This window comes from Streptosporangium sp. NPDC006007, from assembly GCF_040614315.1.
Classification (GTDB): domain Bacteria; phylum Actinomycetota; class Actinomycetes; order Streptosporangiales; family Streptosporangiaceae; genus Streptosporangium.
In genome coordinates this window covers 1-24,578 of sequence record NZ_JBEXUG010000020.1, presented here as the reverse complement: position 1 = coordinate 24,578, position 24,578 = coordinate 1, and the positions used below count along the sequence as shown (strand labels likewise).

22 protein-coding genes are annotated in these 24,578 nt (G+C 67.9%); 15 read left to right on the top strand and 7 right to left on the bottom strand.

Annotation, left to right across the window (positions count from 1 at the left end; genetic code table 11):
• Positions 1-286: 286 nt before the first annotated feature.
• From ABZ194_RS17380 to ABZ194_RS17355, 6 genes are all read left to right on the top strand, one after another.
• Complete coding sequence (locus ABZ194_RS17380) at positions 287-1,189, top strand: MBL fold metallo-hydrolase (protein ID WP_355597274.1); 903 nt, start codon at positions 287-289, stop codon at positions 1,187-1,189.
• Between the two features lie 50 nt (positions 1,190-1,239).
• Positions 1,240-1,602, top strand: a complete 363-nt coding sequence (locus ABZ194_RS17375; protein ID WP_355597273.1) for a cupin domain-containing protein — start codon at positions 1,240-1,242, stop codon at positions 1,600-1,602.
• A gap of 395 nt (positions 1,603-1,997) precedes the next feature.
• A complete protein-coding gene (locus ABZ194_RS17370; RefSeq protein ID WP_355597271.1) occupies positions 1,998-3,233 on the top strand; it encodes an ATP-binding protein in 1,236 nt (411 codons plus the stop codon).
• Entirely contained in the window at positions 3,230-4,141 is a 912-nt protein-coding gene (locus ABZ194_RS17365; protein WP_355597269.1) for a LuxR C-terminal-related transcriptional regulator, read from the top strand. The genes ABZ194_RS17370 and ABZ194_RS17365 overlap by 4 nt, the downstream gene beginning before the upstream one ends.
• 187 nt (positions 4,142-4,328) lie before the next feature.
• A complete protein-coding gene (locus ABZ194_RS17360) occupies positions 4,329-6,833 on the top strand; it encodes a DUF4407 domain-containing protein (RefSeq protein WP_355597267.1) in 2,505 nt (834 codons plus the stop codon).
• Between the two features lie 680 nt (positions 6,834-7,513).
• On the top strand, positions 7,514-8,383 hold the full coding sequence (locus tag ABZ194_RS17355; protein WP_355597265.1) for a protein phosphatase 2C domain-containing protein: 870 nt from the start codon (positions 7,514-7,516) through the stop codon (positions 8,381-8,383).
• Between the two features lie 244 nt (positions 8,384-8,627).
• On the opposite strand, the gene ABZ194_RS17350 is transcribed toward ABZ194_RS17355, so the two are convergent.
• Positions 8,628-9,731 carry a DUF5685 family protein gene (locus ABZ194_RS17350; protein WP_355597264.1) on the bottom strand — a complete coding sequence of 368 codons (1,104 nt, stop codon included), beginning with the start codon at positions 9,729-9,731 and terminating at the stop codon, positions 8,628-8,630.
• Positions 9,732-10,133: 402 nt separating this feature from the next.
• On the opposite strand from ABZ194_RS17350, the gene ABZ194_RS17345 reads away from it, so the two are divergent.
• Complete coding sequence (locus ABZ194_RS17345) at positions 10,134-10,430, top strand: hypothetical protein (protein WP_355597263.1); 297 nt, start codon at positions 10,134-10,136, stop codon at positions 10,428-10,430.
• Positions 10,431-10,550: 120 nt separating this feature from the next.
• Positions 10,551-10,895: a hypothetical protein gene (locus tag ABZ194_RS17340; RefSeq protein ID WP_355597261.1), complete on the top strand. Its 345-nt coding sequence runs from the start codon at positions 10,551-10,553 to the stop codon at positions 10,893-10,895.
• 71 nt (positions 10,896-10,966) lie between these two features.
• Here the strand turns inward: ABZ194_RS17340 and ABZ194_RS17335 are convergent, their stop codons facing one another.
• Positions 10,967-11,722, bottom strand: a complete 756-nt coding sequence (locus ABZ194_RS17335) for a GntR family transcriptional regulator (protein ID WP_355597259.1) — start codon at positions 11,720-11,722, stop codon at positions 10,967-10,969.
• A 108-nt stretch (positions 11,723-11,830) separates the two neighbouring features.
• A complete protein-coding gene (locus tag ABZ194_RS17330) occupies positions 11,831-12,976 on the bottom strand; it encodes a hypothetical protein (protein ID WP_355597257.1) in 1,146 nt (381 codons plus the stop codon).
• A gap of 380 nt (positions 12,977-13,356) precedes the next feature.
• Between ABZ194_RS17330 and ABZ194_RS17325 the strand changes: the two genes are divergently transcribed.
• The 4 genes from ABZ194_RS17325 (at position 13,357) to ABZ194_RS17310 (ending at position 16,060) form a co-directional block, all read left to right on the top strand.
• The gene (locus tag ABZ194_RS17325) at positions 13,357-13,650 is read left to right on the top strand and encodes a hypothetical protein (RefSeq protein WP_355597255.1); all 294 of its coding nucleotides are present in this window, start codon (positions 13,357-13,359) and stop codon (positions 13,648-13,650) included.
• The gene (locus tag ABZ194_RS17320; protein ID WP_355597253.1) at positions 13,647-14,057 is read left to right on the top strand and encodes a hypothetical protein; all 411 of its coding nucleotides are present in this window, start codon (positions 13,647-13,649) and stop codon (positions 14,055-14,057) included. Before ABZ194_RS17325 ends, ABZ194_RS17320 begins: the two co-directional genes overlap by 4 nt.
• On the top strand, positions 14,054-14,470 hold the full coding sequence (locus tag ABZ194_RS17315) for a hypothetical protein (RefSeq protein WP_355597251.1): 417 nt from the start codon (positions 14,054-14,056) through the stop codon (positions 14,468-14,470). Before ABZ194_RS17320 ends, ABZ194_RS17315 begins: the two co-directional genes overlap by 4 nt.
• A gap of 309 nt (positions 14,471-14,779) precedes the next feature.
• Positions 14,780-16,060, top strand: a complete 1,281-nt coding sequence (locus ABZ194_RS17310; protein ID WP_355597249.1) for a pyroglutamyl peptidase — start codon at positions 14,780-14,782, stop codon at positions 16,058-16,060.
• Between the two features lie 225 nt (positions 16,061-16,285).
• On the opposite strand, the gene ABZ194_RS17305 is transcribed toward ABZ194_RS17310, so the two are convergent.
• The 3 genes from ABZ194_RS17305 to ABZ194_RS17295 are packed head-to-tail and all read right to left on the bottom strand — an operon-like array spanning position 16,286 to position 19,158.
• On the bottom strand, positions 16,286-16,618 hold the full coding sequence (locus ABZ194_RS17305; RefSeq protein WP_355597247.1) for a CU044_2847 family protein: 333 nt from the start codon (positions 16,616-16,618) through the stop codon (positions 16,286-16,288).
• 24 nt (positions 16,619-16,642) lie between these two features.
• On the bottom strand, positions 16,643-17,776 hold the full coding sequence (locus tag ABZ194_RS17300) for a transporter substrate-binding domain-containing protein (RefSeq protein ID WP_355597245.1): 1,134 nt from the start codon (positions 17,774-17,776) through the stop codon (positions 16,643-16,645).
• Positions 17,773-19,158, bottom strand: coding sequence for a hypothetical protein (locus ABZ194_RS17295; RefSeq protein ID WP_355597243.1), 1,386 nt, complete (start codon positions 19,156-19,158; stop codon positions 17,773-17,775). Before ABZ194_RS17295 ends, ABZ194_RS17300 begins: the two co-directional genes overlap by 4 nt.
• Before the next feature lie 88 nt (positions 19,159-19,246).
• Here ABZ194_RS17295 and ABZ194_RS17290 point away from each other — a divergent pair, with 88 nt between their 5' ends.
• The 3 genes from ABZ194_RS17290 to ABZ194_RS17280 are packed head-to-tail and all read left to right on the top strand — an operon-like array spanning position 19,247 to position 24,119.
• Complete coding sequence (locus ABZ194_RS17290; protein WP_355597241.1) at positions 19,247-20,644, top strand: serine protease; 1,398 nt, start codon at positions 19,247-19,249, stop codon at positions 20,642-20,644.
• Positions 20,644-22,725, top strand: coding sequence for a tetratricopeptide repeat protein (locus ABZ194_RS17285; RefSeq protein WP_355597239.1), 2,082 nt, complete (start codon positions 20,644-20,646; stop codon positions 22,723-22,725). Before ABZ194_RS17290 ends, ABZ194_RS17285 begins: the two co-directional genes overlap by 1 nt.
• Positions 22,722-24,119 (top strand): vWA domain-containing protein, encoded by a 1,398-nt coding sequence (locus ABZ194_RS17280; RefSeq protein WP_355597237.1) that lies wholly within the window; start codon positions 22,722-22,724, stop codon positions 24,117-24,119. Before ABZ194_RS17285 ends, ABZ194_RS17280 begins: the two co-directional genes overlap by 4 nt.
• 70 nt (positions 24,120-24,189) lie before the next feature.
• On the opposite strand, the gene ABZ194_RS17275 is transcribed toward ABZ194_RS17280, so the two are convergent.
• On the bottom strand, positions 24,190-24,578 hold a 389-nt coding region (locus tag ABZ194_RS17275; protein ID WP_355597235.1), incomplete at its 5' end, for an integrase core domain-containing protein.

Below are 24,578 nucleotides of genomic sequence, written 5' to 3'. Positions count from 1 at the left end.
CGCCGACGAGGATCTCCTGGAGAGGGTAACGAGAATCCGGCTTTGGCCGCCGATCCACGCTTTTCGCCATCTCCAACGTCTGTCAATGAGTTCTTGGCGGAACGGAGCGGTGTAGGCGGCCGGGTGCCGGCGCTCCGGCACGGGGCCGGACCGCCGAGGATCAGGCCGCGGGCCGGACCAGAGACCGGGGGCGGGACCGGGGCGGAGCAGGGCGCGCGACCGGGCTGCGGAGGGGCGCTCTGGAGCCGGGTGATGGAACCGGTCCGCGGAGAGGAGCCGTAGGACAATGCGGTGTGTGGAAGGACGTTGGATCGAGGTGGCCGACCGGGTGCTGGTACGGCGGTACGCCGAGTTGGACCTGTCCGTGGGGCTGGTCGTGGGTGACGGCGGCTGCCTGGTGGTCGACACCCGGGGCGATGAGCGGCAGGGCGCGGAGCTCGCCGCCGCGGTGCGGCGGGTCACCCGGGAGCCGTGGACCGTGGTGATCACCCATTCGCACTTCGACCACAGTTTCGGCACGCGGCCGTTCCTGGGGTGCCCCGTCTGGGCGCAGGAGGGCTGCCGGACCGACCTGGCCGCAACCGGAGCCCAGGCGAAGGACGTCTGGGCGCGGTGGTACCGGGAGCGGGGCCGCGCCGACATCGCCGACGACATCGCGCGAACGGAGATCGTGCTGCCGGACCGGCTGGTGACCGACCGGGTGGAACTGACCGTGGGCGGACGTGCCGTCGTCCTGGCCCACTTCGGCCCCGGCCACTCCGGCCACGATCTCGCGGTCGGAGTGCCGGACGCCGGCGTGGTCTTCGCCGGCGACCTGGTGGAGAACGGCGCGCCGCCCGCCTACGAGGACGCCTATCCCCTGCACTGGCCGGCCGCCGTCGACGGGCTGCTCGGACTGCTCGGCGAGACCGTCAAGAGCGGCGAGGACCACGGAGGCGAGGGCGGAAGCGGTGGGGGGGTTGTGGTGCCCGGCCACGGCGATCCGGTGGACCGGGGGTTCGTCGCGGCCCAGCGCGCCGAGATCGCCGCGCTCGCCGAGCTCTGCCGGGAGGTGACGGCGGGCCGGATGCGCGTCGAGGAGGCCGTACGGCTCTCGCCCTATCCGGAGGAGACCACCGGGACCGCCGTCCACCGTTCTGCCTTTCGGGGGCGTCATCGCAGGTCAACGGCTGCGAACGACCTTGATTGACACCGCCGGCGGTGGAAGACTCGGAGGTGAGGGGGAAGGGGGGATGGATCATGCTTGACATTAGGAGCACCGACAAGCCGGACGAGCGCCGGGACTTTCCCATGGGACACATCGACGTGTTCCACCTCCCGGGGCTGAGCTTCGGCGTGGCCACATTCGAGCCCGGATGGCGTTGGTCGGAGTCGGTGAAGCCGATCGCCGGCACCGAGTCGTGCGAGGCTCACCACAACGGATACGTCCTCAGGGGCAGGTTGCGCCTGCGGATGGACGACGGCACCGAGGCCGAGGCCGGTCCCGGCGACCTCTTCGTGGCCACCCCCGGACACGACGCCTGGGTGGTGGGCGACGAACAGGTCGTGGTCTACGACTTCGCGGGCGGAGCGGCCGAGTACGCCAGGGCGAAGAACATCTGATCGCGGAACCGGAGGCCGCCGAGAACAGGATGAAAGGGGCCCCGACGCGCGGCCGCGCGTCGGGGTTCGCCCTGCCCGGCCCGGCCCGTGTCCCCCGCCCGCCCGGCTGTTTCCCCGACTTCCGGCCTGTCCATGTTCGGACGCACCCGCCTGGGCCCAAGGAGTCGTAGGCGGCGCGCGATCCGGTGGACGCCCCGGCGGACCGGCGAGCTGGAACTCCCACTTATCCGTCATCACCCGGCAACCCTGGCAATACCGGCGGCGTCTAAACAGCGTGAGCGCCCGGGACATGATCTCTCATCCCGGGCCGTCACCTCGGTGCCGCACCGTGACAGCGGATCGCACGACACAACTCAATGGCATGTCCCCGCACGTCGTGATGAGGAGGAACCCCGATGGGGCTCGCTGCGACCTTCCGGCGATGGCGGCGCGGGCGGAGGCCCTCGGGGGATCTGACGGGGTACTACCGCACGGAGAAGTATCGCTTCGCGCGGGAGAAGATGGAGTGGCAGCTCGCCAGGATCTTCCTGCTCTACCGTCTGCTGCACATCTTCCAGATGGCCGGGACCGCACCGGACATGCTCGACCGCCTGAGACCCGGGACGGGCGTCGCGATCCTCGCGATAGCGGCGGCCGAGACGTCGTGGCTGTTCTTCCGGATCATCCGGGGCAGGCGGTACGGCGGGACGCTCACCGCCTCCGTCGAACTCGGCACCGGAGTGACAATGCTCCTGCTCGCGGGGTGGGGGGCTCCCCCGGCGAACCGGCCGGAGGCTCTGGCGCCGCTGGTCTTCTGGACCACGGACCAGATCAGCGGCGCGGCTCTCTCCCGCAATCCACGACTGCTGGCGGCGGGCACAATCGCGATCTCCGGAATCTACCTCGCCGTCATCGCCGGGGGTGACCGGGCCGAGCTCACCCGGTCGCCGACGCTCATCGCGGTGACCGGGTTCCTGGTGCTCGCCGTACTCATCGAACGGGGTGCGGCCTACCTGCGGCGGACCGCGGCGGACCTGGCCGACTTCAGCCGCCAGGTGGCGGAGGAGCGGGCCTATCTGCAGCTCGCCTACGAGCTCTACAACCACTGGGGAAACACACTGCTCAGGGTCACCGGCCACGACTGCTCGCGCGACGGCGAGTTCACGGAGCTACGGGACCTGCTGGTGGCCGACTACGGCCGGCTCAGGGCGTTCTTCACGACCGGGAGGCCAAGCGACCGAGCCGCGCTGCTGCGCATCCTGCACCGGGAGATCGTCGACATCCGCGGCCGGAGACTGATCGTGGAACCGGTCATCTCCGAAGACTTCCGGGAGTACGCGGAGACGGTTCCCGAGGTGGTTCAGAACACCTTCGGTGACGCGCTCCGGGCCGCGCTGACGAACGTGGCGGACCACTCTCAGACAGATCACGCCTACGTTCGCGCGGACATCGAGGACGGCACCGCCAAGATCTCGATCACCGACCACGGCCGGGGTTTTCCCGACAGGCCGGCGCTGCGCGCCCTCACCCAGCTGGAAAGGCGCCTGCGCGATCTCGGCGGCGCCCTCACCTGGTCCTCCCCGCCCGGAGAGGACACCAGAGTCACCATCGAGTTCCCGGTCGCCGCCGTCGCGGTGGAAGGAGTGAAGTGAGCGCGCCCATCCGTGTCGCCGTCGTCGAGTCGCACACCACCACTCGCGAGGGAATCGTCACCGCGCTGAACCTGGACGACCGGTTCGAGGTCGTCGCGTCGGTATCCGACGCACAGGCCATGGTCGACTCGGCGGCGGGTGCGGACGTGTGCCTGCTGGACCTGCACGTCGACGACTCGAAGGAGAACACCCTCCAGGTCATGTCGCGGCAGCCCACGGTGGTGTGGACCGACCGGGAGGATTGGCAGTTCCGCGTGGAGGCGTTCGTCCTGGGCGCCTGGAGCGTGCTCCCCCGGGGAAAGGTCCACCCGTCGAGTGTCGAGGAGGCCCTGCTCCACGCCCGGCACCGCGAGGTCCACCTGTCCCCGCAGCTGGCGTCGGCCGTGCTGGACGCCGCGAGCCGGGACATGTTCGAGCTCAGCGCGGCACAGCTCCACCTGCTCAAGGAGATCGCGTACGGCACGCGGCTTCCCCTGGCCGTCACCCGCGCGGGGCTCACCCCCGACGAGTTCCTCACCGAACGCGAGAAGATCACCACAGCGTGCCGCTCGATCGCCCCCGGCAGGCTGGGGCGGCTGCACATCGTCCCGGTCGCGCCGATCAGGGAGCCGCGCTTCATGAACTCACCGACGGAACGGGACTCCAGGATCCTCACCATGCTGGCCGACGGATATCCCAAGGATGTGATCGCCAAGGAGGTCGGCATCGCGTCTCGGACGGTGGCGAACGAGGTCGACAAGGCGCTCAAGAAGATCGCGGGCGTGACCCACGCGAGCGCCCACGAGCGGCTGCTGCTGGCTCTCTACTACATGAGGCGCCACCGCAACCCCGAACTGCTCTGGGATGTGCGCCTGCGCAAGCTGGCCCACTCTGACCAGCGGATTCATCCCGACGCCGGCAGAGACTGACCGATAGGGGAAAAATCCCCCGGCCTCTGCCCACACGGGCGGAAGACTGAGGGAAAACTCCCCTCGCACCCGGCCTTCTCCTCCGTCCTCCCCCGGCGAATCCTGATCCCGAGGCGAGATGTCCTCGTCCGTTCGAGTCCGCTCGGTACGGCCGGCGCCGTATCCGAAACGGGGACGGGATCCCATGATGAACGATTGGTCAAACAACGGGTCCACACGGGTGGACACCACTTCGGACGAGGACGGAGGCGGCGGCGGCCGTCCCTCGTTCCTCCGCCGCGTCGGTGACTTTCTGATCGTCGTCACCGGCGCGGTCCCCCGGCTGATCGGGAACACGCACGAGCGCCACCGATTCGTCACCCTGGGCACGCTCATGCTGCTCACCGCCGGGCTCGCGGTCTACAGTGCCGCGTCGATCGCCGCGATGGGGCTGGCCGTACCCGTGGTGACCATGCTGCCGGTCGGCCTGTTCTTCGCCGCGTTCGTGCTGATGATCGACCGGTCCATCGTCAGCCACGTCAGCCCGCTCCAGGAGATCGTCCACCGGAGGCCGGGCACCGCTCCCCCGGCCCCCGCCGACCATCCCACGCCCCGCCTGGTGAAGACGGTGAACACCCGGTCGGCGACGACCTGGGCCCGCGTGGGCATCGCCGTCGCCGCGTCCTTCCTCATCTCCGAGGTGCTGCTGCTGCAGATCTTCGCCTTCCGGATCGGCGAGCAGCTCGCGCTCGACGAGGCGAGCGCGGCCGACACGCGGGACAGGGAGGTGGCGCTGCCGTACGACCGTAAGATCAACGAGCTGCAGGCGGCGATCGACAAGCGGCAGAGGGTCGTCACCGGCTTGGAGAAGGACTACCGTGACGCCGCGAAAGTGGCGAACTGCCAGCTGACCGGTGAGTGCGCCGGTTACGACGCCGGGGCCGGCGACCTCTACCGGGCCGCGCTCGCCAAGCAGCGGAACCTGCGGAGCGACCTCGCGAGGGCCCAAGCCGATCTGGACGCGGTCCGCGAGGAGAACCGGACGCGGATCACCGCGCTCCGGACCGAGCGGGAGGGCAGATCCAAGGAGGTCACGGGCCTCGCGGATGGCGGCCACGATCTCCTGGACCGGGAACGGGCATTCCTGAAGATCACCGGACAGAACGGCGAGGTCCTGGTCTGGCGCCTCCTGCTGACCCTTCTCCTGCTCGGCGTCGATCTCGCGCCGGTGCTGCTCAAGGCCACCCTGAAGCGCAGCGTGCACGACCAGCGGGTGCGCGGCGACCAGCTGGAGGGCAACGACCGGGAACAGGTCCTGCTCAACGGCAAACTGGTCCGTCACCGGGGAGACGGCGAGCTGGCGCTGCAGGCCGTCGCCTACGAGCACGAGCAGAGAAGGGCCTGGCTGGAGGCCCGGCACGAGCTGGCCAAGATGACGATCAAGGACTGGCTTCGCGCCCAGCGGCAGAATCCGTCACCTCCCTTCCGTCCCGCGGACGTCCCCGGCCCCACCACCCCGATGTGGTTCGACGAGGCCGGTCCTCCCCCGCGGCCGGGCCCCCGGCAGCCGGAGCCCAACGGACAGGCGTTCTACCAGCCGTCCACGCCCAGCGGCCACGACCACACGCCGATCATGGTGCTCAACGACAGGTGGTGCGTCTACGGGTCGCTGAACGCCGACTCCAGCGACATGGCCACGCTCTACAAGGCGTACGAGCTGACCAACCCCGGCAGGACCGTGGTGGCGAAGGTGTTCCACCAGGCTCAGAACGACCCGAAGCGGTTCCGCACGTTCCTGCGGGAGGTACGGGGCATGCGGCTGAGCAATCCGCACATCGGGGAGATCATCGACTCCGGCCAGGACCGGAGATCGAGGGCCGTCTACCTCATCTCGCCGCTGTACCGGCCGGGCAGCCTCAACATGTACGTCCAGCGGCTGAAAGGCGCGGGTGTGCCGCTGAAGTGGAGCCTCTGGGTCCTCGACCAGGTGCTGGCCGGGCTGGAGGCGGCGTCGACGAGCAAGATCATCCATCTGGACGTCAAACCCCAGAACATCGTCCTCGACGGTCAGAGCAACATCAGGATCATCGACTGGGGGATGTCCCAGCTGCACGAGGCGGGCCAGAGTGTGTCAACCGTCTTCCCCGGCGGGACGAAGTGGTTCGCCAGCCCCGAGCAGCTGGGTGACGGCGACATCACGCCCAACAGCCTGTCCGACCTCTACGGCGTGGGCGCCCTGGCCTACTGGCTGCTGACCGGCATGGCACCGCTCCGCCGCGAGGTCGGGGCGGACAGGAAGGCCGACATCCTGCAGGCCCGCCGCCTGATGGAGGCCGGGGTACGGCCGGAGCGCGCCGACCGGCTCGTCCCCGGCCTGCCCGAGGAGCTGGGACTGCTGATCGGCCAATGGCTCAGCCACCGGCCCGCCGACCGCGCCCCCGAGGGCCTCACTCCCACCACGGCGCTCAGCTGGGCCAGGGAGAGGTTGAACGGGCTGATCGCCACCGCGCCCGACATGCGGGTGGGATTCGAAACCACGCGCTCACCCGCGGGCGACGACGTCACGGGAGCCCACCCACGGGAGGGAGACGAGGCCCAGCCGCCCCGCGGTGTCCCGGAGGACCGCCTGGTGGCGGTCGCCCGGACGGCGTCGGCGGCCGGCCGCGAGCACGGAGAGCACCCCGCGAGCGAGGACTCCCCGGACAGGCCGTGACAGCACGTCGGGGGTCCGGGACGACCTCACGGAGCGGACGCCCCCGGAGATCCCCCAGGTTCTCGTGGGACCTGTGAGGTCCCACGAGTCCTGAGCCCCGGGGGTCACAGGGTCCTGGGACCTCCGGGGTCGTGGGTCCTGAGGGCCCCTGGGGCATGGGGTCACCGAAAACCTCCCGGGATCTCCGAAGTCCCCGGAGGTCCCTGGGACGAATTCACTGAAAACGCACGACAGCCCAAGGAGGCCCCATGCCGGCCCCGGTTGCCACCGCCTCAGCCGCACCGGCCGCTCCGGCGGCTCCGCCCGCCCCAACCCCCCTGACCACCGTTCCCCCTCCGCCCGCTTCCGTTCCGCCCCTGCCCGCTTCGGCGGTGAGGTGAATGTTCGCCATTCTCGCGGCCTCGACCGCCACCGCAGTGGTGATCGTGGGGATCTCCACCTATGTGTTCAGGATGAACCGCCCGGCGCTCTCATCCACCGGGCGGGGCCGAGCCGGGCAGAGCCTGGCCGGGCAGAGCGGGACGGGAGAGAACACAGCCGGACAAGGCCAAAGCGGCGGCCCCGCATCAGGACAAGGCGCAGGCCGACACGGAATACACCGAGGACACAGCGACCTCCAGGAGACACCGGGACCGGAGAGAGCAGCGGACACCCCGCCCTCGACGGACAGCGGAGTCACGGTGAACGGCCGGAACGTGGCGGACCACCGGGACACGGAGAGCCGCCGGGACACGGAGAGCCGCCGGGACACGGCGAACGCCCCGTTCACGGAGGACGATCAGGGCGCGGAGGAGAGGGGGCGGTCTCTTCCCGCTCCCGACTCCACGGGGCCGCTTCCCTCACGTGCCCTGGTGTTCGACGCGGCCGGCCGTACGAACGCGGGAGCCCGGGGCGAGAACGCGGACGGTTTCCTGATACAGGATCGCCTGATCGCGGTCGCCGACGGGGTCACGGCGGCGACCGAGAGCCGCTGGGCGTCGGCGCTGGCTCTCGGCGCGGTGGTGGGGGACCAGGCGGGCAGCCCACCCGATCCACTGCGCGGGCTGCAGGACAGCCTTGAGGTCGCCAACGAGGCTCTGCGGCGGAAAGGGCGTGACGCCCCGGAGTTGATCGGCATGGCCACCACGCTGGACCTGGTCACCCTGGCCGAAACCGGCGGCAGGTGGATCGCGGCCTTCGCCCACGTGGGCGGCGGGGCCGTCTACGCGTTCACCGGTCCGGAGGAGGGCCGGATCCTGACCACACCTCACCGCTTCGGCACGGGACCGCTGCTACGCGCGATCGGCGCCGAGGAGACGCTGCACAGCGACGTGGACATGATCGACATCCAGCCGGGCACGTTGATCATCGTGGTCACGAACGGGCTGACCGACGTGCTCACATTTCCCGACGTCCGGAACGTGGTGAGGCGGCACTTCGACGCTCCTGCCCACCTGTGCGCCGGAGCACTGCTGGACGCCGCCTACCGGCGTTCAGCCGGCGACGACGTGACGGTGGTGGTGGCCCGTGTCATCGAGATCACCCACTACGTCTGGCCCCGGATGCCGTAGCCGTCCCCGATGTCCACCTCACGCGCCGGCGGCTCCGAAACGCCGCCCTCCACGAAAGCTCTTCCGCCCCGGCCCGATCTCCCTGTCGTCCCGGTCGCGGTGACCTCAATCGCCGCCCTCACCGGTCACCGCGGCCACCGGCACACCGCCGTCGACCGTGACCAGATCATGCGCGACCTCGAAGAGGTGCGCCGCAACGGCTACGTCGTGGACATGGGGGAACTGCTCGCGGACGCCGTAGGCGTCAGTCGCAACCGCAGGCGCAGCCGTCGCAGCTACAGCACTCGCAACACCCGGAGCAGCCGTCGCCGCACTGCCCGCAGCCGTCGCAGCCACTGGCGTCGCAGCGCTCGCAGCACGACTTGTGACGCTCCTCATCCCACGGCGGCCGGTACAGCCCGCAGGTACAGCAGGCCGCCGCAGCGCACAGCAGCGACAACAACCCGCCGGGGTCGGGCCTCAACCGCGGATCACGCGGCGGCGCCCCGGGCCTCTCCCGCTTGGCCTCGCCGAAGACCCGGTCGACGGCGCGCCCCGTCTCACCGACCAGCAGCGCGTTGACCAGCCCGCGCCGCTCAAGATCAAGTTCGGCCACCGCCAGGCGCAACCCGTACAGGGCGTCGTCGCAGTGGCGCCGCGCGACGACCAGGTCCGCGCCCGAGGCCGTCAGCGGGTTGTAGGCGCCGCGGGCGCGGTCGCGAGCCAGGTCCTCAACCGCGTCGAGCAGGTGCGCCAGGCGGCCGAAGTAGCGTCCGGCCTCCTCCAGCGCCTCCCGGTTGTGCGGCTTGCCGGTGAGGACGGCGGTGTGCGCGAAGGCGGCGGCGACCGCGGCCTCAGTGGGGGCGGTGAGCCGGAGCAGCCCCGGGTCCGGCAGGCGTTCCAGCCGGGCCTGCTCCTCGACCGCGACGAGGAGCGGAGCGGGGTCGAACCCGAGGGCGGCGGCCGTGCCTGTCCCGGCGGCCGACCAGCGAGCGGCCACCCGCCCCGCGCCGGCCGCCACCAACCGGCGGGCGTAGACGCCGTCGCCGTCCTCGACATGGTCCCTGACCTTGCCGGCGGCCAGGATCAGCGAAACCGCCGCCGCCAGCCGTACCCCCTCGGCCTCGACGACGTCCGCGCCCTTGAACCCGCGCAGGGCGCAGGCCGCCGCACGCCGGTGCGGGGAGGACGCCGGCGCCTGCGCCTCGGTGAGCACGGACACCAGCAGACCGTCGTAGTTGGTCACCAGCCGGGAGGCGTGCCCGTGCTCATCCCTGAGCGCCAGGCAGAGCCCGCACAGATGCGCCATCCACTCCTTGAACAGACCGCCGCACATTCCGTGCCGACACGGGCGAACAATCCCGAACATACGTCCCTTCCCATATGGCCGACATATGGCCAACGCCCACCCTGCCAGCCCCCACTTGTCACCCACTTGCAGACGCCCCATCAAGCCACCCACGGCGAGACCGCCGGGACTCTTCGGCCGGGAAGGGGATGGATCACGGCTACGCCTGGACACCTGTGAACCCCGAGCATCCGTGGTGGGACGGGCGTGGGCGGCCGGAACACGAGGGGTTCGGCCTCACCGTCACCCCCGGCGGACGTCAGGAGACATGGCCGCGCGAACCGTCCGCCCTCCTGCCACGGGCCGCGCCCACACGCCGACGCGGCGCCGCACCACCGCGGCTACCTTCGGTCACCCGGCGGATATGAGATTCCCGCCCTTCCGGCACCTGACCCGCCCCAAGAGGTTTTATACGGTCCGGGCATGCCCAAAGACCGACTGACACGGGTCGCGGCGCACTGGCGGAGGCTGGCCGACGGCCGGATGGTCAGGGTACGTTCCCACCACCGCAGAGTCCCGATGAAGGTCAAGGCGGGCATCAGCGGAGCGGTGGTGTCCCTCATCATCATCGTCGCGCTGGCCGTCGCCCCGGCAGGCGAGCCGGACCATCCGGCGAAACCGGTCGAGCCGGCGCGGGTGAGGACAACGCCGCCTCCCGAACCGGCGCCTCCCGAGCCGACCGGGACCGCGGCCGAGCCCCCGCCCCCGATGCCGACCTGACCCTCACGACGGACGCCCCCATGACGCGAGGGCGCCCTTTCTTGACGAGCCGGACATACCCTTCAAGCGGTCCCGGAAAGGCGAGCCCTACCCTCGGACCGACCCCCTCAAGGAGGCTCCGTGCGCGACCCCGACGAGACGCTGGCCGCGATCGACGACATCCTCACCGACTGGCGCGGCTCTCAAGACGCCATGACGTGGACCTCCAACGAGCCACCGCCTCCCGCCATCGAGGCCACGAAAGCACGGTGGGGATGGAGAGCCGTCAAGATCATGGCTTTCCTCTACCTGTGGATCGCCGGCACACACCTCACCGCCGAACTCATCGTCGGAGTCTGGGGCGGCACACCCCAGGATCCGTTCTGGCTCGGCGCCGTGTCCACCGGCGTAGGCCTGGCCGTCGGCTCTGTCGCAGCGATCCTCGGCGTGACGACCATCGAAAGGATCAGAAATCGCCCGCGATGAGCGCCGGTCCCGTCACCCCCACGGGCACTTCGAGATGATGGGCTTCGCACTCATCAGATGATCGTCGGCGCCTACAGAAGGATCCTGTCAACGCGGACCGCACGGTCTCCTGGGATGACGATCGGATCGGCCACCTCGACCACCCGTCCCCGGCTGAGCATGCGCCGGGTGATGGCGAACACCGGTACTCCGCCGCCAATCGCGAGGATCGCGCTCTCCTCGGCGGTGGGCATCCGTACGACCGTCTCCTCGATGACCTCATCCACCTCTATGTCAAGACTCCTGAGCTGGCCGATGTTTCCCCCGGGCCAGGGTTCGTGCTTGGGGTCGGCCACAGCGGTCCCCTCGACATCGGCGGCCAGCAGGCATGAGCGTGACATCTGGGAGGGCACACCCTTGGCGTAGAAGACGAACCTGCGTTCCAGCACCCTGGATCCGGGATCGGCCCCGAACAGACCGGCCAGGGAGGTGTCAGCGGCTATCCACCGGTACGCCTTGTCGAGCCGGTATTCCGACCACACGACACCGGCGTCCCGTGTGAAGGAGGTCTGGGGCACGATCTGCGGGCCGGCGTCCGCGTGATAGCGGTCCATCGAGATCCGGCGGACGGGCGGGCGTTCTCGGACCGTGGTGCCGCCCCGGCCTCGTGTTTCGACGAGTCCCCGGTTCTTCAGGTCGTCGACGGCCTTACGGATGACGATCTCAGAGACGCCATAGCGCTCGGCGAGGTCGGCGTGCTTGGGCAGCCGGGTGCCGGGAGGGTGGTCGCCTCGGAGGATCGCCTCACGCAGCTCGGCTGCGACGTGCTCATGGGCATGGCCCCGCACCGACTTCCTCCTTCTCGCCGTGGAGATCTTTGCGAACGGCAGAATCCTGAAACCGACTATGGAAATGTCCTTTAACGGCAGGAAGGGCGGGGCGCCGTCGTTTCCGGGTCAGACCGAGCGGTCCCCAAACGCCAACGCGCGCAACTCCCGAACGGCGGGCAGGGCGCGGGCAGGCTCGGGAAGCGTCTTGATCACACGCTGAACATCAGCCACATAGCGGATAAGCCACCGCTTGGGCGGAATATCGGCCACAATCCGGAAAGCCTCGTCCACGGCTTCCGTCGGGTCGGTACGAGCGTGCAGCGTGGTCCGATGGAGACGAACCCGAGGCAGGGTCTGATCTCCCGGTGAATACAGTTTTTCGGCGCTGCCCTGCGCTTCCTCGGCGCTTCTCTCGTGACCGGCAAGGCTGTAGATCAGGCTACGCCCGTAGCGGAGTTCTCGCTCCACGCTCCGGAAGCGTCCCTCCGCACCCGGAAGCCGGTCGAATATGTCATCGGCCGCACGCAAAGCCGTGACCGCCTCCCCATGACGGTCCATTGCCGCAAAAATCATCGCTTCTTCCGCGACGGCGGCCACCAACGGGGCGCTTGGCCGCTGACCGGCCAGGCTGCGAGCCTCCTGAGCGATCGACAGAACCTCCGCGAGATCCTCCGCCGGGTCGCCGGCCCGATGCAGAGCTTCACGCCTACGCAGCCAGGAGGCGAGCAGGCGATCGCCGGATTCGTCGACGAGCGTTCGCGTCGTGCCCCACCAACGACGCGCCTGCCTGCGATTGCCCATGTCGGTCCACTTACCGGCTATCAAGGCGGCGTGCCGGGCGGCGGCATGGGTGAGGTCCCGCCGTACCGCGTCAGGCTGCCGACGGGCGAGATGGGGCGCCATCTCGGCGAAGTCGGCGGCGAGCGCGGCGAGAACAACGGTGGGCGGCTCGATACGGGCGGCCTTCGCGTGCGCGTCGGCGGCGTCCTCCCAGTCGTCGATCATCCCCCGTGACACGCTCGCCCCGGAGATGCGCGGTTGGGACGCCTGCCAGGCATCGGTCAGAGTGGTCAGTGTGGGCCCTATCGCCCCCCCGACCGCGACGACAGCGGCATCCCGCATGAGTCGTCTGCGTTTCATCTCATCATCCTCGTCCCGCGTTGAGGCTTTTACCGGGAGGGTACGCTCTCTCGGTTCGCCGGAGTCGTTCTCGGATATGCCCGGCTGTCCGAACAGTTCGGCTTCGGTAAGGCCGAATGCCAGAGCGAGCAACCGAGGGTAAGGGAGGCGAGGGCGTGTCCTACCGGACTCCCACTCACGGAGCATCCGGGTCAAGGACTCCCGGCTGGGCAGGCTGATATCGGCGTGCTCAGCGGCGACCTCGGCCAAACGGCGAGCCATCTCTCTCTGCGACCAGAAACGCTCATGCCGCTCACTCTTGAGCCGCCGAGCCCAAGCCGGAAGAAAAGCATTCATAATCACCTCGCAGACGTGAGGGGATCCGCTTTCTCCCTTCATCCTCCTCTACCGGATGACGACCGTGCGGCGTTCTGATGGATTCGCTGTGCCGACGGCGCAGCCCCGACAAAAAGCGGAACCCCGCAGGCGGACAGACCATACGGGGTTCCTTGATCGCAAAGGAGCTGCGACCCATGAGCGATGGTAGGGCCACCGTGCCCTCACCGACCATCCCCGGATGGCGGGTGATCCGCAGTGACGCCGGGCGGTTCTGGGCCAGCCGGGTGAAGCCGTTTCCCGGGGAATCGGAGTGGTACGCCCCGCCGTTCCGCACGGTCGACGGCGACACCTTCGACGCCCTTCAGGCCGAGGTCGAGCGGCAGGAGAAGGCGGCCCGGAACGTGGAGGCCCTCTCCAGCAGGGGCGCCGGGCAGACGGCCGACAAGAGGGCCACGTCCGGGGGAGCGGTCGGGCCGGTGAACCGGTGATCGGGCAGCCCCGCACCATCGGGCGGCACCGGGCCGGGCAACCGTACGCTCCCGCGCACCGGCGGCTGTGGGACGGCCCGGCCCGCGACCACGCCGAGCGGCTGGGCCGGGCGTATCCGGGGTGGGTGGTGCTGTACGGCACCGGCAGCCGCCGGTTCTACGCCCTCGCCGCCTGGCCGGCGCCCGAACCGGTCATGGTGGAGGACTCCACCGCCGACGGCCTGGAGGAACGGATGCGTCACGCCGAGACGGCGGCGGCCCTCCGGACCGCTCCCCTCGGCCCGTCCCCGGCCCCCGCCGCACCCTTCCCCCAGCGGGTACGGCGACGCCCCCGCCTCCCCGGCACCCGCCGCGTCGTACAGCCCGCCGGCGCTCTGCCCTACCCGCCGGAAGGGAGCGCCGCATGACCCCCGCCGCGCCCCCTCCCGGCCCACGCCGGAAAGCACACCAAGCCCGGACACCCCGAGAATCCCAGGAGAACGGGGAGAAAGGACCGCCCTGGGAGAACGAGGAGAGGAAGCCCCCGGAACACAAGAAAAACGAGGAGAGCGGGGAGAACGGGGAGAACCGGCGGATCCGCGAGGTCTGGGAGGCCCAGCGGGCGGCCCTGGCCGACGCCTTCCCCGCCTGGAAGATCGTCTGCGTGGCCGACCTGTCGATCCCGCTGTGGTTCGCCCTCTACCGCGAACCCCTCACCCCCCAGCAGGAACAGGCCGGGTTCCGGCCCACCATGTTGCGCGGCTCCGCCGAGGACCTCCAGGCCGAACCGGCCCTGCGCTGCCGGGTCACTCGCCCGCTCCCGCCTCTGCCCACCCCTTGAAAGCCAGTACGGCAGGGCGGGGGAGCATCCCTCTCCCCCGCCCTGCCGTATCACCCGCTCTACCCCGCTTCCGGCGGGACAGCCCTCCACCTTCCTCGGGGGCCGTCCCGCCAGAACGCCAGGGACCGCCCTCCCGGGGCCGAAGCCGAAATCCAGGCTCTCCTCCGCATCGGCCGGACCCCCTGACCTGCCAGGACCCACGCCTTCTTCCACAAATTTCCGTCTTTCCCCGCAAGTCTCCCTTGTCAAGATTCAGGGTTGGATGAACACTTGTGCCTCGACCGTTGCCGACGAACAGAGAACATCCGGGTGCGAGGGCTGTGTGTAGGGCTGGCCGTCTCCGTCGTCTCGATCATCGTGAGTGCGGGGCCGACCGCGCTGCCCGCACTCGCCACGGAGACCGCGAAGACCGCGGACTGTGCGAACACGTCGGTGGCGCTCACCGTCGAGGAGCAGCGCCTCGCGAGGGCCGTACCGCAGGAGATCCTGCGACGGTCCGGCTTCGACGCGGTGGCCTACCGGTTCGCGCGGGCCCTGTGCGGGGCGGGTTCGTACCGCGAGGCGGAGCGGGTCGTCGCCGACCACGGGCGGCGGTTGTGGCGGCGCGCGGTCGATCGGGCGCAGGGGCGCGGCCTTCCGGGCGGGGACCTGAGCCGGGACGACGACCGGCCGCTGTACTGGGCGCGGCTCGGGATGACCGGCGCACTGCGGCGGTGGCAGCCTGAGTTCACTCTCTCCGGCGCCGGGCGCGAGGCGCTGTTCGACGGCCTGGAGCGCGGTTCTCGCGGTCAGGACACCATCCGCCTTCCCGGCGGGAAGGGCGTGAAGCGGGTGCTGGTCACCGGCTTCGACCCGTTCACCCTGGACCGGGACATCCGGATCAGCAACCCCTCCGGGGCCACCGCGCTGGCGCTCGACGGCACGACCGCGCGGACGCCCGCGGGCCCGATCAGGATCGAGACGGCCACCTTCCCGGTCCGCTGGGGCGACTTCGCGGAGGGCGCGGTGGAACGGGCACTGCGCCCGCACCTGCCGCGGGCCGACCCGTTCGCGACGGTCAGCCAGGGCAGGGTCGGCCGGATCGACGTCGAGCGCTTCAACGGGGCCTGGCGGGGTGGCTTCCCGGACAACGAGAACCTGTCGTCGACGGGCCTCGTTCCCGTGTCCGCCCCCGCCCGGCAGCCCCAGTGGACGGTCACCACGCTCCCGTACCAGGACATCCTGGCCGCCTCAACGGGCCGCTTCCCGGTTTACGACAACACCCAGGTGACCGAGATCCCGGCGGGCGCGACCGATCCCGTGGTGCGGCCGGACGGGCCCACCGAGGGCTCCGCCGCGCGCGGTGGCGGCGGCGGGAACTACCTGTCCAACGAGATCGCCTACCGGGTCACGCTGCTCCGCGACCGGCTGGGCCTGGACATCCCAGGCGGCCATGTGCACACCCCGGTCCTGACGTTCGGCGCGGGCAACACCGATCCGGCGACGGGCAGGGTCACCGATCCCGAGTTCGTGCGCAACCGGCTGGACATCGTCGACCAGATCCGCTCGATCATCCTCGTGGCGGCCGACGCCGATCCCGCGGGAAGGTGAACAGCGGGGCGCCCTTGTCGGTCACGATGCCCCCCCCAATCGCCCGCATGGCAACGCGGCACGCGAGGTGGTTGGCCTTGCCAGCCAGTGCAACCACCGCCGTCGTCACCTGCCGGAACAGGGGACGCTCGGCGCTGGTGAAGTCTGTCAGGCTCGCGCCGACCGCCGCCACCCCGGGCCGCCTCCGCCGAGATCCCGGCGCTCGCGCCGGCCAGACCGGAGAAACTACTCGGTCTCCGCCTCGTCTAAGCACCTGCCGGACGACCAGATGAGCTTGACCGTCAACTGCCCCTCGGTGGAGGCTTTGGCGATCAGAGCGCCCATCTCGGTGTTGAGCTTGACACCGAACCCGATCTCGATCTGGTCCGGCTTGAGGCGGCCGGAGCGGAAGGATTCCAGGGCGTCCGCGGCGGCGCTCTCGACCTCGTCCAGCACTTCGCCGAAGCGGCGGGCCACCTCCGTCACCCCTTTCCGGGAGACCCTCTGCACCCCGAGCTCGTCGGCCGCCTCCACGAAGACATGACCACCGGTGGTCTCAAACCGCATCAATTCAGGCACAAAAACTCCTCCAAGTAGGGCCATTCATTCGTGTTCCTCAGGTCGAGGGTCGGAGGGCGGACCTTTGTCCGAATGCTCCCACAGCCATTTATCGTGGATTTCTTGCCAACGCCCATTACGCTTACGCTTACGCTTACGCTTGATATCTTCCAGGACGATATCTGTGAATATCAACAGCTTTTCATATCGATTCCACTTTCCATATCGATTCCACTTTCCATCTACGTTCCGGAAGGCGAACCCATAGGATCCACTGGCGAACCAAGTACACTCAGATTTTTTATTCCGATCACATTTCCTAATGTTCGTCGGAAGAGGATTGTTCAGAAGCTCGGTGTTGTTGTCCATGTCCTTAAGACCGAGCAGAATGCTCTCGTCGGAGGAAATCGCTTCGACCTGCCTCTGCCGCAACATCAGTAGGCAGTCGCTGGTCACAGGTGCGGTGACCGGCACCATGTTCCCCGGCAACTCCCGGACACGCTCGATCGAGACGGTACCCTCCCCCGAGCACACCTGCCTCCCTTGCAAGTCATTGATGCTTTTATATTGAGGCTCAGTGCGGACCGGCTCAGTGCGGACCAGCATGGTCTGGCCGGTGTCGAGGTAGCCGACGGAAAAGGCGACGCCTTTCTCGTCTTTCGTGCCTTCCTTACGCGCACACGTTATGGTCATTGACTCGGCAAGGACGTCCACGGCGTCTTCATTGAGCCGCTTGATCCCTTCAGCGAAAGGCACAACGAAGAAGACAATCCTGTCCCTGGCATTCTTCGGCCCGAATATGGCCTTGGCGATCTCCATCACCATGTCGATCTCAAAGCCCTCAAACTCGCCGGTATACGGGTTCCGGAATGACATTCTAGGGGTGGACTGCGAGATGCCCACTTTTAGACCCTCCTTCAGCTCCTGCCTCAGGTCCTGCCTCAGGTCCCGCTTCAGCTTCTCTCTCAGCCTCGGGTCCGACCTCAGGTCCTGCCTCAGGTTCCAACGGTCGCGCTCTTCCTGGAGAGAGCTAAAATTGCACTTCCCAGACAGGATGGGCGCGGGCTCGATGCTCACCCCCGGAGGCGTTGGCAAGGTGATCTGAGGCGGCTGGTAGGGTGCGGCGCAGCCGGAGGCCACCAGCGCCAGCATGGTCAGGGCCGCGGCGGGTTTCTTCACAGATACTCCTTGATCCTGATCCAGAAGCCGAGGCCGGCGCAGACGACGGCGCAGACGGCGGCGCAGGAACACAGCAGTGCGATCGGGAGCCCGATCAGCGACGGCAACGACACTTCCCCGACCCTAAGCTCGATTCGACCCGCCCTAGTTTTAATCTCCTCGAAGTTGGATTTATTAGCCGCATCGAATTTTTGCGCGAACTTGCCGCCGGGCAGTGCGGCGGTCGCCGCCCTGCCACTTTTTCCTTTATTCATCGGTTCATAGATGAAATCGTTGTAGGCATCGCACAAGCTTTTTTGCTTAAAGCAGTAAATATTTTTTTCAAATCTACCCTTAAATTCATTCAACGTAAGTGGGCTGGCCCCACCCAAGAGCAGGTTGATGTCCGCGGAGGCGTCCAGCATCTTCCTCTCCGTATCAATAAGATCTCCCTGCCTGGTCAGTTCCTTGCCGATTTCCACAAACTTATTCTCGGCCTCTGACCAGTCCCACAGCGACAAGGCTGTCATGCCGAGCATGACGACCATCAGGACCGTCGCGCCGAGCAGACCGCAATTGAGGGACCGGTGAGTGCGGTGTGCCAGTGACCATTGAATCCAGGCCAGCCCGCCGAGCCCTGCCAGGAGCAGTGGAAGGTGAATGACCCAGGTCCAGAAATCGGTGCCCGCGGCATCGCGCAGATTATCGGTCTCGTGGTCCCGAAACTTCATGACGGCCGGCAACAGCTCCTTCTGCAGATAAGAACTGGCCTGGCGCATATAAGCGGCCCCGAGCAGCGCCTGGCCGACGGCGCTCTTCTCCTTTTTCGAATCAGCCTTCTCAGCCTTCATCAAGGCAATCGTTTTCCTTGCGCCATCCACCAGCCCCCTTGCTTCGCCCATCATATTGGTGTACAAGGGAAATCGCAGGACAATGTTGGCGATATCGGTTGCGCGGGAGGTGTCTCCGCCCATCAAGTTCGCCACACCGACCAGACGCTTCGCGACCTGGTCGCTTGCGTTGTCATAGCGTCTCCACAGTGTTTCCGGGGGCTTGGACCCGACCAGGAGATGTCCAGTGGCGGATTTGTCGGCTATGGTAAGCGACTCGTAGATCGCCTGTGCTTCTCTGCTCAACCGAGCGACCGTTCTGACTTGCTCCCTGCCCTCCGGATAAAGGGCGTTGTCGGCGAAGACCCCCGTAACACCGACGCCGACCAGCAACACCGTTACAAGAAGCGCCTGAAGCAGAAGCCTGGTCCTCGTGTGCCTGACTCTGATGTGACCACCCCCGTCGTCATCGACGCAATCGGCGAAGCCATACAGACCGGTATCCCCCGCCGATAAGCGGCGCAGACTGCGGGTCGCCTTCCACAGGAAGGCCATGATGTCCGGTTTTCTCACCAGCGTTTGGTACCGATTCGATTTATATCAGAAGCAGCTCCTCGACTGAACCTTCTCCCTGATATCGGTTTATGCGTAGTCTTTTAGGATGAAGGTAGCGCCGGGAGAGGAAACCTGGTGGGCGCGGATCCGCCAGACCGATGGTGAAGTCCTGGGGGCAGGCGTACTGCTCACCCCCGAGACCGTGCTGACTTGCGCACATGTCATTCCGAACCGCTCCGAAGAGGTCGTGGTGGAATTTCTCGGCCGGCTCAGCACATGTCCTGGCAGAGCCAAGGTGAGCTTCTGGGTCCCTCCCGACGACGACCAGCGCGGTGACCTCGCCCTGCTCACCCTGGCCGTGCCCGTGCCGCTTGAAAAGGAACCGGTGCTGCGCCGGCCCCACCTGTGGAAGCGCGAGGTCTACACCCGAGGCTTCCCCTCACTCCTCGACGACGGTCTGTGGGTGCGCGCGCGGCTGGGCGGCCGGGCCGGGCCCGGCGGCGAGTGGATCCAGATGGACGCCGAGCCGCACCGCGAGATCCGCCGCGGCTTCAGCGGTGCTCCGGTGGTGGACGATCAGACCGGGGACGTCCTCGGCATCGTGGTCAGTGAGTTCTCCGGACTGGTGGGACTGGCGTGGATGATCCCGGTCGAGACGATCGTCCGCCACCTCCCGGTCCTGGCCGGGCGGGTGGCCGACGACCCCTCGTTGGCGGATCAGATCAAGGAGTTCTTCGGACCGGGCGCCTCGGGCGGCGCCATGGTCGTGATCACCGGCGGTGACCCGGTGTCCGATTCGCTGGAGCGGCCCACGCCGAACAAGGAGGACGTCTCGGGCAAGACCGTCGCCGAGGTGGCTCGGCGGGTGCATCGTGCGCTGGAACGGCACCCGGAGCGGCAGACGTTCGTCTTCGACGCCGTGGACGCGGCAGCCGACCCCGAGCCCCTCGCGCAGGAGGTGATCCGGCCGCTCGCCGAGGCGGGCCATCAGGTGATCACCGGGCTGCGACACGAGTCGGCGAAACTCCGCCGGATCTTGGACCAGCCCTCGGTCACCCGGCGGCTTGAGGTGCTGAACGTCCGGATCGCCGAAGCGAGGGCGGTGGCACGGGTGGCACGGGCGGAGCATCGCAGAGTCGCCCGCCTGGTCGCCCCCATTCCCGACTGGCCGGACGGTGGTCCCGCGCTACAGCTCCGGGCCAACGATCTGCGGAGCAACCCAACCCTTCCCGAACTTGAGGCGTGCGAACAACAGGCCGAGGAGCTTCTCCGTAAGTCCATTGAAGTACATAGAAAACTAAATAAAATAAGAAAAGAACATAACAGCCTTCAGCGCCTTCTTGAGGCCTACCATTTAGGGTCGGGGACCGAGCGCTCAGAACGTGACCCCATCCTCGCCGGATGGTACGCCCAAGCCCACAACCTCCTCTCCACGCGACCTTGCAACCTTTTGGCGGCGAGCGAGGCGGTTAACCGTTACATCCACGCACTGAGGGGCAATTAATGGTCTCTTGCACCTTTTGCTCAGGTGAGGTGGATGAGGATGGCTTCTGCAAGAAATGTGGACTGCCGGCCAGGGCGACCGTCCCATCCAGCTCCACACTCCCCATGTCGAGCGGCCGGACGCTCAGCATGGCGGCTGGACTGGTTTCCGTGCCCGTGCCCTCCGTGGAGGACCCGTCGTCCCGAGTGATCTCCGACCCAGGCAAGATCCGTTTCAGCCGCAGGTGCCGTAAGGGCCACACCATCAACTTCACCTACGCCGGGCAGGCCACCCTGCTGAAAGGGTTCTGCCCAACCTGCCGAGAGTCGTTCGACTTCGAGCCGCGCCTGACGCCGGACGAACTCGTCGCCGGCCAGTACAAGGTCATCGGACCCATCGCACACGGCGGCCTCGGCTGGGTCTACCTGGCCCGGGATCGCCACCTCAACGACAATTACGTCGCCCTGAAGGGCCTGATCCAGCCGGACGACCCGATCGCCGTGAGCCTGGAGGTCTCCGAGCGACACTTTCTGATCTCACTGGACCACCCGAACATCGTCCGCATCTACAACTTCGTCACGCACGACGACAGCCACGGAGACCGTAGTGGCTACATCGTCACGGAGTACCTCAACGGTCGGTCACTCGGTGAGATCCTCAACAACCGGCACGAGCAGCCAAAACCGGAACACGTCCTCGCGTACGGTTACGAGATCCTCATGGCCCTGGACTACCTGCACGACCGGAACCTGCTGTACTGCGACATGAAACCCGACAACGTCATCATCACCCCCGATCGGGTGAAGATCATCGATGTTGGCGGAGTCCGGCGGAGCGACGACAGAGCCAGCCCGATCGTGGGCACGCGCGGCTTCCAGGTGAGCGCGGAGGAGATCAGGGAACGCGGGCTGACCGTGCGCTCAGACATCCATACCGTCGGCAAGACGCTGGAGATGCTTTTCAACGCGAGCAGCCGCTCCCGCATCGGGCCGGTCGCCGAATCGTTCCGAAGGCTGATCCAGCGCGCAGCGCATAAGGACTGGGAACGGCGCTTCGAGTCCGCAGCGGAGATGCTCGAACAGCTCAAGGGCGTATTACACGAGGTAAAAGCGTTCCAGCCCGGTCACCTTCCCACGGTGTTCGAGCCGTCCACGGTGTTCGAGCCGAGCCCCGAGCTGCTGGACGGCGGGCTGAGTATCGCCTCGCCGCTGGAACGATGGATCCACGACCGGCCCGGCGCCCTGCTCGGCGACCCGCCGCTCGCAGCCCTGACCGCCTGTGGACTGCCCGTGCCCAGAACCGACCCCGCCGACCCGTCGGCCGATCTGCTGGCGTCCTTGGGAAGCACCACCGCCCGGAACCTGCTTGACCAACTATCGGAGGTCTCTCCGTCGCCCGAAGTCGGGCTGCGCCGCTGCCGTGCCCATCTGGAGCTGGGCGAACTGGACGAGGCCGAAGGCTGCCTTTCCGGCAGCGGCTGGCGGGTCACGTGGCACCACGGGCTACTGGCGATGGCCCGGCAGGAGTACGGCACGGCGCTGTCATGCTTCAACCGGGTTTATGGCGCACTACCAGGAGAGACCGCGCCGAAGCTGGCACGCGCGTTCTGCCAGGAGCAGCTGGGCGACCTCCACTCGGCCGACGAGGGGTTCGACATCGTGTGGCGACGAGACCGCTCGCAGATCAACGCCGCATTCGGACTGGTCAGGCTGCGGTTACGGGAGAAGAATCGGTCAGCGGCGGTCGGCGTCCTTGACGAGGTGCCGAAGGTGGCCCAGCACCACAACGCGGCCCGCGTCGCCACTGTACGCCTCCTATCGGAGGAACTGCCCAACGGGGACCTGTCGAGTGCGGACGACCTGGCGCGGGCGACCCAGCTACTGGCCTTGCTGGTCCTGGACGGAGGGGAACCGACCGGCAAGGTCAGAGACCGTCTCACCGCGGCTATCCAGGAAATGCGCTTCAGATCCGACCAAAGCGATGAGACACGCAGAAAACTGGAGACGTCATACATGAAGCTCGCAGAGCATGCCACCACCTGGCAGGACAAGGGCAGGCTGGTCGACCTCGCGCACTCCGTCCGCCCCTGGAGCCGGCTGTGACACTGAAATTCGAGCTGCATGTCGACCAGAACCCGGCCCTGACCATCGGGCAAACCGAGCTGCACGCCGTCCTCAGAGTCACCGGGCAACAGCTCAGCGGTGGGACCGCCCCGGAGGCCGAGCGCTGCGAGATCATCATCATCGACTGTTCCGGCTCCATGGGCGGGTTGAGCCGCCGCGCCGGAAGCCGTCGTTTGAAGATCGCCGCCGCGATAAGGGCCACCGTGACGGCGATCGACGTCCTACCCGACGGGGTGCGTTTCGCCGTGATCGAAGGCAACCACGAGGCTCGCACCATCTACCCACTAACGGTGGCCGACAAGCGGACCAGAGCCGAAGCCAGAACAGTCGTACGGCGACTGACCTGCAACGGCGGCACCAACATCGGCTCCTGGCTCACCGAGGCTCGTCGGCTGCTCGCGCCTTATCCTGGCGCGCTTCGGCACGCGATCCTGCTGACCGACGGCCAGAACAACGAACCCCCCGCGGAGTTCGAGCGGTCGCTCGCGGCGTGCGAGGGCGAGTTCGTCTGCGACGCCCGGGGTATCGGCGAGGATTGGGTGGCCCACGACCTGCTGCGGATCGCCACCGTGCTACGTGGCTCGGCCGACGCCGTGGTCGACGACGCCGATCTTGAGGCCGAGTTCCGGAAGACGATCAAGGCGGCACTCGGTAAGGTGGCCCCGCAGGTGCTCCTACGGTTCACCACCACCCCGCCCAGCAGGCTGGTTTCGCTCAGCCAGGTCTACCCCACCCAGGCTGACCTCATCAGGCATGTGTGCACGCTCGGCGAGTGCGACTTCGAACTCGCCAGCGGCTCCTGGGGCGAGGAGACACGCGACTATCAGCTATGTTTCAAGGTTTCCCACGCGGGCGTCCCGCACTTCACCGATCTACGCGTGGCCCGCGTTGAGGCGATGGTCGACGTAGAGCGCCGCGGCACCGCCAACATCATGATCCACTGGACTGAGGACTCGGCTCCGTCGGCGTTCACCAGCCACACGCTCTCCCTCTACCAAGCCCAGGACAACATGAGCCAAGCCGTGGACGCGGGCTTGGCCGCCTACAGCCGAAACGATCTGCCCGAGGCCGAGCGGGAGTGGGCTCGCGCGGTCCGCCTGGCCGCCCGCTGTGGTAATCAGCGAGTCCTGGAGAAGCTACAGCGTTTCATGGAGATCCTCGACCCGGAGAAGGGCGTGGTCAGTGCTCACGCCGACCTGAGCCACCACGACGTCCAATTGGTCAAAGTGGCCCTCTCCCACTACGAGCAAGCCCCCGAGGAGCATCCCGATACCGCCTTCGTCGCAGGTCCCCCCTGGACCTGTAAGTGCGGCCGCACCTCCCCCGCCGCAGCCGGCTTCTGCATTCATTGTGGCCACAACCGCCAAACGTAGGCTGGATGGTGCGCTGTGCCCCGGCTCCACGGGACCTTGGCGTTCCCCCCCGGGGTGTGGACACCCGGTTTCATGCAGCCAGTGCCGTCATCCTAGCAAGCTGATCTTCGTACACGGCCGGAGGTAGGTTCCCGATCGCCGAGTGCCGTCGACGGTGGTTGTAGCGAGCGATCCATCGGAAGATCTCCGTGCGGGCGTCGGCCTCGTCGCTCCAGCGGCGCTTGCCTCTGCCGTGCAGCAGTTCGCGCTTGAGGGTGGCGTTGAACGCCTCGGCGAGCGCGTTGTCCAGGCATGTCCCCGTCCTTCCGCTCGATCGGCGGATGCCGTTGGCGGCGCACAGCGCGGCGAACTCGGCCGAGGTGTACTGACAGCCGCGGTCGGCGTGGAAGATCACGCCGGGCACGTGCCCGCCACGTGCCCGCACCGCCGCCGTCAGCGCGTCGCTGATCAGCTCGGTAC